A 14246-nucleotide genomic window follows, 5' to 3' on the forward strand; every position below is an offset into this window, starting at 1 on the left:
TTGTTTTTTTTTTATATTTGTCTGGTAAAATTGTCCCCTACGTTTGGGCAAACCCCCCGTGGTGGTTGGTAACCGGGGGGTATTGGGGGGGGGCGTACCGAAACCCCCCCCCCCCGCAACCCTGTTCAGGGACCCGGACCGCACCCGAGCAGCGCTTGTGCAACTTATGCAGCGCCTCGCTGAAGCGCCTCGCAGACGGCCGTCGACTCCCTGGCGCCGAGTTCGACCGCCCTGCCGCAGTGGGCGATCCAGGCCGCCATCCCGTCCGGAGTGCCCGAGGCATAGCCGTCGAGAGCCGCGGCGTAGGCCGCGCGGCCGAGTTCCGCGTGACCGACCTCCGGCGGGCAGACCGACTTTGGGTCCAGGCCGCTGCCGATGAGGACGATCCGTTCGGCCGCCCGCGCGACCAGGCCGTTGTGGGAGCCGAAGGGGCGCAGCGCGAGCAGTTCACCGTGCACCACGGCGGCGGTCACCAGGGCGGGTGCCGAACTCCCCGCGATGACCAGCCGCGCGAGACCGTCGAGCCGGCCCTCGACCTCGTCGGCGCCCGGCAGCGGAAGCTCGATCAGCGGTGGGCCCGCGGCGCCCGCCGCCGGGGTCTCCGTGGCGGGCTCGCCGTCCTGTCGCGGACGTCCGACCGTGTCCCCGTTGTCGGCGGCGGCCACCAGATGCAGCCTCGCCAGCACCCGGAGGGGCGACTGCCGCCAGATGGACAGGAGTTCGCCCGACTCGGCGGTCAGCCTGAGGGCCGCGCCCACCACCCTGGCCTGGTCGTCGCCGCTGAAGTCGACCCTTCGGCGCACCTCTTCGAGGGCCCAGTCCGCGCCGGACAGCGCCGCGGATCCACGGGAGCCCCGCAGCGCGGCCTCTCCGGTGATCTCGTTGCTGCGGCGCCGCATGATGCGGTGCCCGTAGACCCGGTCCACGGCCTTGCGCACGGACTCCACGGATTCCGCAACCCCGGGCAGCGAGCCAAGCGCCGCGAGGGGGTCGGTGTTCGCACCTGTCGCACCCGCTCCTGTCGTACTCATGAGTACGACCCTACGCACCCCCGGCCCGCGCCCCACGAACGAGTGGTCTTCTTCACGTCCGAGGGCTCTCCGGCGCAGCGGCACGACTACGCTACATGAACATGAAAATTGCTTTCGTTGGGAAGGGCGGCAGTGGCAAGACCACCCTGTCCTCGCTCTTCGTCCGTCACCTCGCGACCACCGGATCACCGGTCGTCGCGGTGGACGCCGACATCAACCAGCACCTCGGCCCGGCACTCGGCCTCACCGACACCGAGGCGCGGGACCTGCCCGCCATGGGCGACCGCCTGACCCTCATCAAGGACTACCTGCGCGGCTCCAACCCGCGTATCGCCTCCGCCGGGACGATGATCAAGACCACCCCGCCCGGCGAGGGCTCCCGGCTCCTGCGGGTGTGCGAGGACAACCCGGTGTACGAGGCCTGCGCGCGGCCGGTGGAACTCGACGGCGGCGCCGTTCGTCTGATGGTCACCGGCCCGTTCACCGAGGCCGACCTGGGAGTGGCCTGCTACCACTCCAAGACCGGCGCGGTGGAGCTCTGCCTGAACCACCTCGTCGACGGCCCCGGCGAGTACGTGGTGGTGGACATGACGGCGGGCTCGGACTCCTTCGCGTCCGGCATGTTCACCCGCTTCGACATCACGTTCCTCGTCGCGGAGCCCACCCGTAAGGGCATCTCGGTCTACCGGCAGTACAAGGAGTACGCGCACGACTTCGGCGTCACCCTGAAGGTCGTGGGCAACAAGGTGCAGGGCCAGGACGACATCGACTTCCTCAAGGGCGAGGTCGGCGACGACCTGCTGCTGACGGTCGGCCACTCGGACTGGGTACGCGCCATGGAGAAGGGCCGCCCGCCGCGGTTCGAGCAGTTGGAGGACGGCAACCGCCGTGCGCTGAGCGCTCTCCAGGCGGCTGCCGACGCGACCTACGGACAGCGCGACTGGGAGCGCTACACACAGCAGATGGTCCACTTCCATCTGAAGAACGCGCAGTCGTGGGGCAACGAGCGCACGGGGGCCGACCTGGCCGCCCAGGTCGACCCCGCCTTCGTCCTGCGGGAGGCCGAGACCGCCACGGCGTGAGCCGCACGCCGTCCGGGCGCTAGGTCCTGTCGTCAAATTCCCGGCGTCCGCCCGGAGGGCGGGCCGGGCGGCGTCTGGTGCGTGCTCTCGGTGTGCCGGGCGGAAGTCCGCGTACTGGACTCGCCCGGTGCAGCGAGAGTGCGTGCCAGGCGTCGCCCGGCAGGCGGGAATTTGACGACAGGGCCTAGGGCTTGACCGCCGGGGCGCCCGGCACTCCCTTCGGGGCCGGAGCCGCGGCGGGCCGGTCGGACAGGAACGACGCCCAGTCCTGCTTCGGGGACTGGCCCACCTTGAGCGTGCGGAGCTTGTCGAGGGTCTTGGGGTCCTGGGCGTCGAGCCAGTCGGCGAGCTGCCGGAAGGACACGCACCGCACCTCGCGCTTGGTGCAGACGCGCTCGATGGTCTCCTGGATGGCCCGCATGTACGTGCCGCCGTTCCAGGACTCGAAGTGGTTGCCGATGATGAGGGGCGCGCGGTTGCCCTCGTAGGCGCGCGAGAAGCCCTTGAGCAGGCCGTCACGCATCTGGTCGCCCCAGTACTCGTGCTTGTCGGGATCGCCCTGGGACACGGTGCCCGACTGGTTGACCATGAAGTTGTAGTCCATGGTCAGCGTCTCGAACCCGCGGCCCGGGACCGGGACGAGCTGCATCGACAGATCCCACAGGCCCGCCTTCTTCTTGGGCCAGACCTGGTCGTTGACGCCGCTGGTGTCGTAGCGGAAGCCGAGCTCGCGGGCGGCCCGCATGAAGTTCTTCTGCCCCTCCAGACAGGGCGTGCGGGCGCCGATGAGCTCCTTGTCGTAGTCGAAGGGCAGCGGTGAGCCCTTCGCCGTACCGGTGTTGGTCTTCCAGGACTTGACGAAGGACTTGGCCTGGGCGATCTCGTCCTTCCACTCCCCGACCGACCACTCGCCCACGCCGCCGCCGCTGCCGCAGAAGTGGCCGTTGAAGTGCGTGCCGATCTCACTGCCTTCGAGCCAGGCGCCGCGCAGCTGCTTCACGGTGTCCCGGATGCCCTGCTCGTCGTTGAAGCCGATGTCGGAGCGCCCGGGTGAGTGCTGCGGCGGCCGGTACAGGTCGCGCTTGCCCTCCGGGAGCATGTACACACCGCTGAGGAAGTACGTCATGGTCGCCCGGTTGTCCTTGGCCACCTTGCGGAAGTGCGAGAACAGCTTCTGGCTGTCCTCGCCGGCCCCGTCCCACGAGAAGACCACGAACTGCGGCGGACGCTGCCCGGGCTTCAGCTTCGCGGGCCGGGGCAGCCGCGGCTGCGCGCCGGTGAACGCGGTGGAACCGTCGCCGATCAGCCGGACCCGGTTCTTCGGCGCCGGAGCGCCCACGCCCTTCTTGGCACCGTGCGCCCCCTCGCCGTGGGCCCCCTCGCCGTGCGTGCCCTTCTTGGCGCCGGTGTCGCCGATCCCGCAGCCGGCGAGCGCCGCGGCGCAGAGCGCGATGACGGCGACGCCCGTGGTGAACCTCTGAGTGGCGGCCATGTTCCGCCCACCTTCTTCCTTCAATCGGGACAAAACAGACGGCGAAGTCAAGATCGCAGGGGTCCCGGAAAGAGGCGGTACGACAAGCCGATCAAAATGACTAATCACTCTCCGGAATGAATCGTTGGACTATTTGCACGATTTTTCCTGACACGTCCTTTACTCTCCATTACGATTCATTTACCGAGCGTTGATAAATCCCGCCGCTGTACGCCGTGACCCACGGCCGCGCCCCCAAGCGACCGCGTAGCCCCGGAAAGACGGGAACCATGACTGCCTTCGTCCCCACTCGCACCGACGACTCTTCGCACACCCCGGACGAGGGGCGGCCGCACAGCCCCTCCCCGCCCGGCCGCCGGAGTTTCCTGATCCCACGGATGACCCGACTTCCCAGGCCGCCCCGACTCCCCCGGATCACGGCCGCCGACCTGTCGGCCTCGGTCGCCGTCTTCCTGATCGCCCTGCCCCTGTCCCTGGGCATCGCCCTCGCCACCGGAGCCCCCCTTCAGGCGGGGCTCGTGGCCGCCGCCGTCGGCGGGCTCGTGGCCGGCCGACTCGGTGGCTCACCCCTCCAGGTGAGCGGCCCCGCCGCGGGGCTCACCGTGGTCACCGCCGATCTCATCCACAAGTACGGATGGCGTACGACCTGCGCCATCACCGTCCTCGCCGGACTGGTCCAAGTCGGCCTGGGTTTCCTGCGGGTGGCCCGTTCCGCATTGGCCGTCAGCCCCGCGATCGTGCACGGCATGCTGGCCGGCATCGGCATCACCATCGCCGTCGCCCAGCTGCACATCGTGCTCGGGGGCTCCCCGAGCAGCTCGGTCGTCGACAACATCCGGGCGCTGCCCGCCCAGTTGGCGCACCCCCAGGTGGCAGCGCTGGCGATGAGCGCCCTGACGCTGTCCGTGCTGCTGGCCTGGCCCCGTGTCCCCGGGCGCGCGGGGCAGATCCTGCGCACCGTTCCGGCCGCGCTCGTCGCCGTCGCCGCGGCCACCACCACGGCCGCCCTCGCCTCGCTCACCCTCCCCAAGGTGGATCTGCCGTCCTGGCGGAGTCACGCGCTGGCCGGGCTGCCCGAGGGCCCGGTGCTCGGGATCGTCGCCGCCGTGCTCACCACCACACTGGTGTGCAGCGTCCAGTCGCTCCTGGGCGCCGTCGCCGTGGACAAGCTCACGGCCAGACGGCCGGCCCAGCAGGGGCGCTCCGACCTCGACCGCGAGCTGCTCGGACAGGGCGCCGCCAACATCGTCTCCGGCACGCTCGGCGGACTCCCCGTCGCGGGCGTGGCCGTACGGAGCTCGGCGAACGTCCACGCCGGCGCCCTCAGCCGGAACTCGACGATGCTGCACGGCGTCTGGATCACAGTGGCCGCACTCCTGATGGTGCCGCTCCTGGAGCTGATCCCCCTCGCGGCACTGGCCGCCCTGGTGATGGCCGTCGGCATCCAGATGGTGTCCCTGCACCACATCCGCACGGTCACCCGCCACCGAGAGGTGCTGGTGTACGCCGTCACCACCCTCGGTGTCGTCGTCCTCGGAGTCCTCGAAGGCGTCACACTCGGGATCGCCGTGGCCGTCGGCGTCGCCCTGCACCGCCTCACCCGGACGCGGATCACCCGCTCGGTGGGCCCGGACGGTGTCCACCACGTGCGCGTGCGCGGACAGCTGACGTTCCTCGCCGTTCCCCGCCTCACCCGGACACTGCATCTGGTGCCGCCGGGGGCCGATGCCGTGATCGAGCTGGACGGCTCCTTCATGGACCACGCGGCGTACGAGTCGCTGCACGACTGGCAGAGCGCGCACACCAACCGCGGCGGCTCCGTCGAGCTGACCGGGCGCACCGGAGCACGGCTCACGGAACCGCACATCAAGGACGACGACGGGCAGACGGCGCACTGCCACTGCCGTCCCTGGACGCCCTGGCGCAACCACCACTGCGAGAGCCCCGAGACACCGCCGCCCGGCGGGCACCGCAGCGGGCATCAACTGGCCAGCGGCATCAGCACGTTCCAGCGCAACACCGCACCCCTGGTGCGCGGTGAGCTGGCCCGGCTCGCGCGGGAGGGGCAGCAGCCCTCACAGCTCTTCCTGACGTGTGCCGACTCCCGGCTGGTCACATCGATGATCACCTCCAGCGGCCCCGGTGACCTCTTCGTCGTACGCAATGTCGGCAATCTCGTGCCGCCGCCCGGCGAGGAGAGCGGCGACGACTCGGTGGCCGCCGCGATCGAGTACGCGGTGGAGGTACTGCGGGTGCGGTCCATCACCGTGTGCGGGCACTCCGGATGCGGGGCGATGCAGGCGCTGATGAACACCGACCCGGGAGGCGCCCGGACACCGTTGAAGCGGTGGCTGCGGCACGGACTGCCGAGCGTGGAGCGCATGACCGCCGAGGACCGGCCCTGGACCCGCATCGCCGGACGCGCGCCCGCCGACGCCACCGAGCAGCTCTGCCTCACCAACGTCGTGCAGCAGCTGGAGCACCTGCGGGCGCACGAGGCGGTGGCCCGGGCACTGGAGGAGGGCGCGCTCGAACTGCACGGGATGTACTTCCACGTGGGCGAGGCCCAGGCCTACCTCCTCACGGAGGCCACCCCCCGCGACGAAGAGGAGGGTGAGCTCTTCGACCGGGTCGCGGCGACGGCCCTGTACGACACCCAGGGCTGAAGCGCGGGCCCCGGGCGACACCCCGGCCCTGAACCGCTCCCTTCCCCCGTCCGTGAGAACGTGTGGCCGCCCGTTTCCGCGGGCAGGCCACACGCACACAGGATCCCGCGCACCCGATCCGGCACACAGGTCTAAACCAATTCTCGGACGGCCCTTGTCACCAGGGGTCCACGTCTGATGAGCTGTGGCCTGGGACACAACGGACACCCTGGGAAAGGGAGATGTCGTGAGCAACGAAAGCCTGGCCAACCTGCTGAGCAAGGAGGGGGAAGCATGAGCGAGCCGTCCTCCCTCTCCAACCTGCTCAAGGAAGAACGCAGGTTCGCGCCGCCCGCCGACCTGGCCGCGAATGCCAACGTCACCGCGGAGGCGTACGAGCAGGCCAAGGCTGACAGGCTCGGCTTCTGGGCCGAGCAGGCCCGCCGGCTGACCTGGGCCACCGAGCCGACCGAGACCCTGGACTGGTCGAACCCTCCGTTCGCGAAGTGGTTCCAGGACGGCAGGCTCAACGTCGCGTACAACTGCGTGGACCGCCATGTCGAGGCCGGACACGGCGACCGGGTCGCCATCCACTTCGAGGGCGAGCCCGGTGACAGCCGCGCCATCACCTACGCCGAGCTGAAGGACGAGGTCTCCAGGGCGGCCAACGCCCTCACCGAGCTGGGGGTCGAGAAGGGCGACCGGGTCGCCGTCTACCTGCCGATGATCCCCGAGGCCGTCATCTCGATGCTGGCCTGCGCCCGCATCGGCGCCGCGCACTCGGTCGTCTTCGGCGGCTTCTCCGCGGACGCCATCGCCACCCGTATCCAGGACGCCGACGCCAAGCTGGTCATCACCTCGGACGGCGGCTACCGCCGCGGCAAGCCGGCCGCGCTCAAGCCCGCCGTGGACGAGGCGGTCTCCCGGGTCGACGGCGTGGCCAAGGTCCTCGTCGTACGGCGTACGGGCCAGGACGTCGCGTGGACCGAGGGCCGCGACGTCTGGTGGCACGAGATCACGCAGAAGCAGTCCGCCGAGCACACGCCCGAGGCGTTCGACGCCGAGCACCCGCTGTTCATCCTCTACACCTCGGGGACGACGGGTAAGCCCAAGGGCATCCTGCACACCTCCGGCGGCTACCTCACCCAGGCCGCGTACACGCACCACTCCGTCTTCGACCTCAAGCCGGAGACCGACGTCTACTGGTGCACGGCCGACATCGGCTGGGTCACCGGGCACTCGTACATCACGTACGGACCGCTGGCGAACGGCGCGACCCAGGTCATGTACGAGGGCACGCCCGACACCCCCCACCAGGGGCGCTTCTGGGAGATCGTCCAGAAGTACGGCGTGACGATCCTCTACACGGCCCCGACGGCCATCAGGACGTTCATGAAGTGGGGCGACGACATCCCCGCGAAGTTCGACCTGTCGAGCCTGCGCGTCCTCGGCTCGGTCGGTGAGCCGATCAACCCCGAGGCGTGGATCTGGTACCGCAAGCACATCGGCGGCGACCGCACCCCCATCGTGGACACCTGGTGGCAGACCGAGACCGGCGCGATGATGATCTCGCCGCTGCCGGGCGTGACCGAGACCAAGCCGGGTTCCGCACAGCGGGCGCTGCCGGGCATCTCGGCGACGGTCGTCGACGACGAGGCGCGCGAGGTCCCCGACGGCGGCGGCGGTTATCTCGTCCTGACCGAGCCGTGGCCGTCGATGCTGCGCACCATCTGGGGCGACGACCAGCGGTACATCGACACCTACTGGTCGCGTTTCGAGGGCAAGTACTTCGCGGGCGACGGTGCCAAGAAGGACGACGACGGCGACATCTGGCTGCTCGGCCGGGTCGACGACGTGATGCTCGTCTCCGGGCACAACATCTCGACCACCGAGGTCGAGTCGGCGCTCGTCTCGCACCCGTCGGTCGCCGAGGCGGCGGTCGTGGGCGCGGCCGACGAGACGACCGGCCAGGCGATCGTGGCGTTCGTGATCCTGCGCGGTTCCGCGTCGGAGACCGAGACCCTCGTGGGCGAGCTGCGCAACCACGTCGGCAAGACCCTCGGCCCGATCGCCAAGCCCAAGCGGATCCTGCCGGTGGCCGAGCTGCCCAAGACCCGCTCCGGCAAGATCATGCGCCGGCTGCTGCGCGACGTCGCGGAGAACCGCCAACTGGGTGACGTGACCACGCTGACCGACTCCACCGTCATGGACCTCATCCAGACGAAGCTCCCCGCGGCGTCCAGCGAGGACTGAGGCAGGCCCCGTACGGACACGACCCAGGTCTCGTACGGGCGCGGACCTCGAAGGGGCACCCGGCGGCGGACACGCCGGGTGCCCCTTCGCCATCGCGGGTAGGCTGCGAGACACGTAAACACGCGACAACACGACGTCCGCGCTCCGAACGAGCGCGGAGTTTCCATAGGTGCGCCGGGAAGTCTGGTCGGCATGTGCTCTGCCCTGCCCACCGACGGAGGTCCACCCCGTGTCCGCGCCCACCCCCACGCCTGACCCCGACCGTCAGGTCACCAAGAACCGCAAGGTCCTCGCACGGCTCTCGCTGCCCGAGCGGACCTTCGTCGCGGACGCGCTGCGCACCGAGACGGTCGGCGGCGTCCTCCTGCTCGTCGCCGCCGTCGCCGCGCTGATCTGGGCGAACACCCCCCTGCGGGAGAGTTACGAGGCCGTCCGCGACTTCCACGTCGGGCCCGCCGCTCTCGGCCTGCACCTCTCCGTCGAGCACTGGGCCGCCGACGGACTCCTCGCGGTCTTCTTCTTCGTCGCCGGCATCGAGCTCAAGCGCGAACTGGTCGCCGGTGAACTCAAGGACCCACGGGCCGCCGCGCTCCCCGTGGTCGCCGCGCTCTGCGGCATGGCGATGCCCGCGCTGGTCTACACCCTGGTCGGCGTCACCGGCGGCGGCTCGCTCGCCGGCTGGGCCGTACCCACCGCGACGGACATCGCCTTCGCGCTCGCCGTCCTCGCCGTTCTCGGGACGTCGCTGCCGAGCGCCCTGCGCGCCTTCCTGCTGACCCTCGCCGTCGTCGACGACCTCTTCGCGATCCTGATCATCGCGGTCTTCTTCACCGACGACCTGGACTTCGCGGCGCTCGGCGGCGCCGTCGTCGGCCTCGCCGTCTTCTGGCTGCTGCTCAGAAAGGGCGTACGCGGCTGGTACGTGTACGTGCCGCTCGCGCTGGTCGTCTGGGGCCTGATGTACAACAGCGGCATCCACGCCACCGTCGCCGGCGTCGCGATGGGCCTGATGCTGCGCTGCACCACCCGCGCCGACGCGGGCGAGGAGCACTCACCGGGCGAACGGATCGAACATCTCGTACGTCCCCTGTCGGCGGGCCTCGCCGTACCGCTGTTCGCGCTGTTCAGCGCCGGGGTCGCGGTGTCGGGCGGCGCGCTCGGCGAGGTGTTCACCCAGCCGGAGACCCTCGGGGTCGTCCTCGGCCTCGTCGTCGGCAAGGCGGTCGGGATCTTCGGCGGTACCTGGCTGACGGCCCGTTTCACCAGTGCGTCGCTCTCCGAGGACCTCGCCTGGCCGGACGTCTTCGCGGTGGCCTCCCTCGCGGGCATCGGCTTCACCGTGTCGCTGCTCATCGGCGAACTCGCCTTCGCGGACGACCCGGCGCTCAGCGACGGCGTGAAGGCCGCCGTCCTGACGGGTTCCCTGATCGCGACCGTCCTGTCGGGCGTGCTGCTGAAGATGCGCAACGCCAGGTACCGCGCGCTGTGGGAGCACGAGGAGCGCGACGAGGACCTCTCGGGCGTCCCCGACGTGTACGAGCAGGACGATCCGGCCTACCACCTGCGCATGGCCGAGATCTACGAGCGCAAGGCCGCCGAACACCGAAGGCTTGCCGAAGTGACGGGCGGGGCAGGCGTGGAGCACGACGGTCCGGCATGATCTGACACACACGGTCCGAAACGTACGGCCCGGACCTGACGGTCCGAAACCACCGGCCGGAACATCCGGACAGTCAAGACGACGGCGACACGACAACCAACACAACAGGGAGAACGCGATGAGCGCACCCGACGGCAGCCCGGTCGGCGCCGAACGCAGCATCGGCCAGCTGTTCGCCTCGGCGACGACCGAGATGTCCGCGCTGGTGCACGACGAGATCGCACTGGCGAAGGCGCAGCTCAAGCGGGACGTCAAGCGCGGTGCGGTCGGCGGCGGCGCGTTCAGCGCGGCCGGCGCGGTACTGATCTTCTCCCTGCCGATGCTGAGCTTCGCCCTGGCGTACGGCATCCGCACCTGGAGCGGCTGGAACATGGCCGTCTGCTTCCTGCTGTCGTTCGCCGCGAACGTGCTGGTGGCCGCGGTCCTCGCGCTGATCGGTGTGGTCTTCGCGAAGAAGGCCAAGAAGGGCAAGGGCCCGCAGAAGACGGCGGCCTCGGTCAAGGAATCGGCGGCCGTACTGCAGAACGTGAAGCCGCACCCCCGTGAGATGACCACGGTGTACCGGGTGGGTGACGGGGTCGAGGCTGTGACACGCTCGTCCTCATGACGGGCTCCTCCATCCCTGCGGGGCAACCATCCTCGGCGCAACCCACCTCTGTCGTACGGCTCGACGTGCCCGGCGCCAAAGAGGTGATCCACCGGGATGTCGCCGCGAACGGGGCGCGCTTCCACATCGCCGAGATGGGTGACGGGCCGCTGGTCCTGCTGCTGCACGGCTTCCCGCAGTTCTGGTGGGCCTGGCGGCACCAGCTGGTGGCGCTCGCCGACGCGGGCTTCCGCGCGGTCGCCATGGACCTGCGGGGTGTCGGCGGCAGCGACCGCACGCCGCGCGGCTACGACCCCGCGAACCTCGCGCTCGACATCACCGGGGTCGTACGGTCCCTCGGTGAGCCCGACGCCGCGCTGGTCGGCCACGACCTCGGCGGCTATCTGGCGTGGACGGCGGCCGTGATGCGTCCCAAGCTGGTGCGCAGGCTCGTGGTCTCCTCGATGCCGCATCCCCGGCGCTGGCGTTCGGCGATGCTCTCGGACATGAAGCAGACCGCGGCCGGTTCGTACGTCTGGGGCTTTCAGCGGCCCTGGATCCCGGAGCGCCAGCTGATCGCCGACGAGGGCGCCCTGGTCGGCCGGCTCATCCGGGACTGGTCGGGGCCGCGACTGCCGGAGGACGACGTCGTGGAGACGTACCGGCGGGCGATGCTCATCCCGTCGACCGCGCACTGCTCGGTCGAGCCCTACCGGTGGATGGTCCGTTCGATGGCCCGTCCCGACGGCATCCAGTTCAACCGGCGTATGAAGCGGCCGGTGCGGGTGCCGACGCTGCATCTGCACGGATCGCTCGATCCGGTGATGCGCACGCGCAGTGCGGCGGGGTCCGCGGAGTACGTCGAAGCGCCCTACCGGTGGCGGCTGTTCGACGGGCTCGGGCACTTCCCGCACGAGGAGGACCCCGTGGCGTTCTCCACGGAACTGATCAACTGGCTGAAGGACCCCGAACCGGACCGCTGAGACGGCCCCGGAGGGCCGGTCGTGCGGGCTGTCGCCCCATGCGTCACACGGGTCCCAGGAACGTCTGTTCTACGAACGCCAATTGCCTCGCGCATAGGCCAATTGGGGGGCGTGGGGGCGGTTATCGACCTTGGGGCTGGGGCAGACGTCGGTGTATGGGCTGGACGCACGACTACAGTGACGCAGCACGCAACCGCCGCTCGATCGGCGGGCTGAGTTCCCACCGGAGGGGCGCCCCGCAGTTGCAGGGCACGGACCCCCGGCTGGGAATCCCGCACATTCTGAGGCGCCGAGCCCGATGGGTCTCGGCGCGTTTGCGTCATCCCCGCGGCTGAACCGCCCGGGGACCTTCACTCGGACCTTCACCCGCCTGGCCCTTGCGGACCGGCGACTCGCGCGACCCGAGTGACGGGCCAGTCACGGGCCTCAGAGCGCGCAGCTGTCGCTGTCCACCTGCTGGTTGGCGGTGCGGCCCGCGGTGATGTCCTCCTGGATCTCGTCCACGGTCAGCGCGTAACCCGTCTCGGGGTCGTCGAGTGACTTCGCGAACACCACGCCGTACACCTTGCCGTCCGGGGTGAGCAGGGGGCCGCCGGAGTTGCCCTGGCGGACGGTCGCGAAGAGCGAGTACACCTCGCGCTTCACCGTGCCCCGGTGGTAGATGTCGGGGCCGTTGGCCGTGATGGGGCCGCGCACCCGCGCCGCCTTGATCGTGTACGAGCCGTTCTCCGGGAAGCCCGCGACGATCGCGCCGTCCGACCGGGCCGCCGCCCGGGACGAGAACTGCAGGACGGGCGCCTGCAGTTCGGGCACGTCGAGTACGGCGATGTCGCGCTCCCAGTCGTAGAGCACGACCTTCGCGGCGAGCCGCGTGCCCTCGCCGCCTATCTGGACGTACGGCTCGTCCACGCCGCCGACCACGTGCGCGTTGGTCATCACGCGGCGCTGGCCGAAGACGAAGCCGGTGCCTTCGAGGACCTTGCCGCAGCTCTGGGCGGTGCCGGTGACCTTGACGATGGAGCGCTGGGCGCGGGTGGCGACCGGGCTCGTCGCGAGGGCCGGGTCGGGAGCGGGCACCTCGTCGATCTGCTCGTCCGAGAAGGGGCTGAAGACCTGCGGGAAGCCGTTCCGCGCGAGGACCGAGGAGAAGCCGTCGAACCAGGTGTCGGCCTGGGCGGGCAGGGCCCGCGCCACGCCGAGGAGCACCTTGGAGCCGCGGACCTCCTTGCCGAGCGTCGGCAGCGTCGTACCGGCCAGGGCCGAGCCGATCAGCCAGGCCACGAGGAGCATCGCCACGACGTTGACGAGGGCGCCGCCCGTGGCGTCCAGGGCGCGGGCCGGGGACCAGGTGATGTACCGGCGCAGCTTGTTGCCGAGATGGGTGGTGAGGGCCTGGCCGACGGAGGCGCAGACGATCACCACGACCACGGCGACGACGGCGGCGGTCGTACCGACCTTGGCGTCGTCCGTCGCCGCGCCCCAGACGACGGGCAGAAGGTAGACGGCGACGAGGCCACCGCCCAGGAAACCGGTCACCGACAGGATGCCGACGACGAACCCCTGGCGATAGCCCACGATCGCGAACCACACGGCGGCGACCAGCAACAGGATGTCCAGCACGTTCACTGCCACTGCTTCAAGCCTCGCCTCATCACTTTGCGGTAGCCACGTCCTGGCCGGGGGGCCGGCCCGCCGCGCAGCGGCAGGGGGACACGGAGCCTCCCGGGAAGACACAGCACAGGGGCCACCCTGTCATGCGCGCCAGTCGAGCGGGACCTGCTTGTCCTGGTCCCAGGGACGCTCCCAGTCGGCGTAGTGCAACAGGCGGTCGATGATTCCGGCTGTGAAGCCCCACACCAGGGCCGATTCGACCAGGAATGCCGGACCTCGGTGGCCGCTGGGGTGGACCGCCGTCGCACGGTTGGCCGGGTCCGTGAGATCCGCCACGGGGACGGTGAAGACCCTCGCGGTCTCGTTCAGGTCGACCGCGTCGACCGGGGTCGGCACGCGCCACCAGCCGAGGACGGGGGTCACCACGAAGCCGCTCACCGGGATGTAGAGCTTCGGGAGCACACCGAAGAGCTGGACGCCCCGGGGGTCGAGCCCGGTCTCCTCCTCGGCCTCGCGCAGGGCGGCCCGCAGCGGCCCGTCGGCCTGCGGGTCGCCGTCCTCGGGGTCGAGGGCGCCCCCGGGGAAGGACGGCTGTCCCGCGTGCGATCTGAGCGAGGTGGCGCGCTCCATGAGCAGCAGTTCGGGACCGCGCTCGCCCTCGCCGAACAGGATCAGTACGGCCGACTGGCGTCCCGCGCCGTCCTCCGGCGGCAGGAAGCGGCTCAGCTGGCGGGGCTGGACCGTCTCGACGGCGCGCACCACCGGGTCGAGCCAGCCGGGCAGCCCGGCGCTGGTCACGGCCGGATCTCCGTACCGCGTGCCGTGTGTGCCGCCCTGAATGCCGTCCTGAATGTCGTGCGTATGGCTCGCGCGCGTCATCGCCACCCCCGTTCTGCTGCTCTC

The 14246-nt window shown here is 70.4% G+C and carries 10 protein-coding genes and 1 pseudogene; 7 read left to right on the forward strand and 4 right to left on the reverse strand.

The window, feature by feature from the left end:
• Nucleotides 1-164: 164 nt before the first annotated feature.
• Entirely contained in the window at nucleotides 165-1031 is an 867-nt protein-coding gene (locus ACFVH5_RS15150) for an oxidoreductase (protein ID WP_385834129.1), read from the reverse strand.
• Nucleotides 1032-1126: 95 nt separating this feature from the next.
• Here ACFVH5_RS15150 and ACFVH5_RS15155 point away from each other — a divergent pair, with 95 nt between their 5' ends.
• Nucleotides 1127-2113, forward strand: a complete 987-nt coding sequence (locus ACFVH5_RS15155; protein WP_384801501.1) for an ATP-binding protein — start codon at nucleotides 1127-1129, stop codon at nucleotides 2111-2113.
• A gap of 184 nt (nucleotides 2114-2297) precedes the next feature.
• Here ACFVH5_RS15155 and ACFVH5_RS15160 read toward each other — a convergent pair whose 3' ends face one another.
• Nucleotides 2298-3605: a hypothetical protein gene (locus ACFVH5_RS15160; protein ID WP_385834131.1), complete on the reverse strand. Its 1308-nt coding sequence runs from the start codon at nucleotides 3603-3605 to the stop codon at nucleotides 2298-2300.
• Between the two features lie 269 nt (nucleotides 3606-3874).
• On the opposite strand from ACFVH5_RS15160, the gene ACFVH5_RS15165 reads away from it, so the two are divergent.
• The 6 genes and pseudogenes from ACFVH5_RS15165 to ACFVH5_RS15190 all read left to right on the forward strand — a co-directional run bounded on the left by ACFVH5_RS15165 (nucleotide 3875) and on the right by ACFVH5_RS15190 (nucleotide 12067).
• Entirely contained in the window at nucleotides 3875-6271 is a 2397-nt protein-coding gene (locus ACFVH5_RS15165; RefSeq protein ID WP_385834132.1) for a bifunctional SulP family inorganic anion transporter/carbonic anhydrase, read from the forward strand.
• A 184-nt stretch (nucleotides 6272-6455) separates the two neighbouring features.
• Nucleotides 6456-8503: pseudogene (acs, locus tag ACFVH5_RS15170) on the forward strand (acetate--CoA ligase).
• A gap of 229 nt (nucleotides 8504-8732) precedes the next feature.
• Entirely contained in the window at nucleotides 8733-10163 is a 1431-nt protein-coding gene (gene nhaA / locus ACFVH5_RS15175; protein WP_385834134.1) for a Na+/H+ antiporter NhaA, read from the forward strand.
• A gap of 118 nt (nucleotides 10164-10281) precedes the next feature.
• Nucleotides 10282-10770 carry a phage holin family protein gene (locus tag ACFVH5_RS15180; RefSeq protein WP_210881761.1) on the forward strand — a complete coding sequence of 163 codons (489 nt, stop codon included), beginning with the start codon at nucleotides 10282-10284 and terminating at the stop codon, nucleotides 10768-10770.
• Entirely contained in the window at nucleotides 10767-11732 is a 966-nt protein-coding gene (locus ACFVH5_RS15185) for an alpha/beta fold hydrolase (protein ID WP_385834135.1), read from the forward strand. The genes ACFVH5_RS15180 and ACFVH5_RS15185 overlap by 4 nt, the downstream gene beginning before the upstream one ends.
• Nucleotides 11733-11887: 155 nt before the next feature.
• Entirely contained in the window at nucleotides 11888-12067 is a 180-nt protein-coding gene (locus ACFVH5_RS15190) for a hypothetical protein (protein WP_107018148.1), read from the forward strand.
• Between the two features lie 91 nt (nucleotides 12068-12158).
• Here the strand turns inward: ACFVH5_RS15190 and ACFVH5_RS15195 are convergent, their stop codons facing one another.
• Both ACFVH5_RS15195 and ACFVH5_RS15200 read right to left on the reverse strand, forming a co-directional pair.
• Complete coding sequence (locus tag ACFVH5_RS15195; protein WP_385834162.1) at nucleotides 12159-13358, reverse strand: MarP family serine protease; 1200 nt, start codon at nucleotides 13356-13358, stop codon at nucleotides 12159-12161.
• A gap of 126 nt (nucleotides 13359-13484) precedes the next feature.
• Nucleotides 13485-14222 (reverse strand): NUDIX hydrolase, encoded by a 738-nt coding sequence (locus tag ACFVH5_RS15200; protein ID WP_385834136.1) that lies wholly within the window; start codon nucleotides 14220-14222, stop codon nucleotides 13485-13487.
• Nucleotides 14223-14246 lie beyond the last annotated feature (24 nt).

Origin of the sequence: Streptomyces sp. NPDC127119 (assembly GCF_042677425.1) — a bacterium.
Classification (GTDB): Bacteria; Actinomycetota; Actinomycetes; order Streptomycetales; family Streptomycetaceae; genus Streptomyces.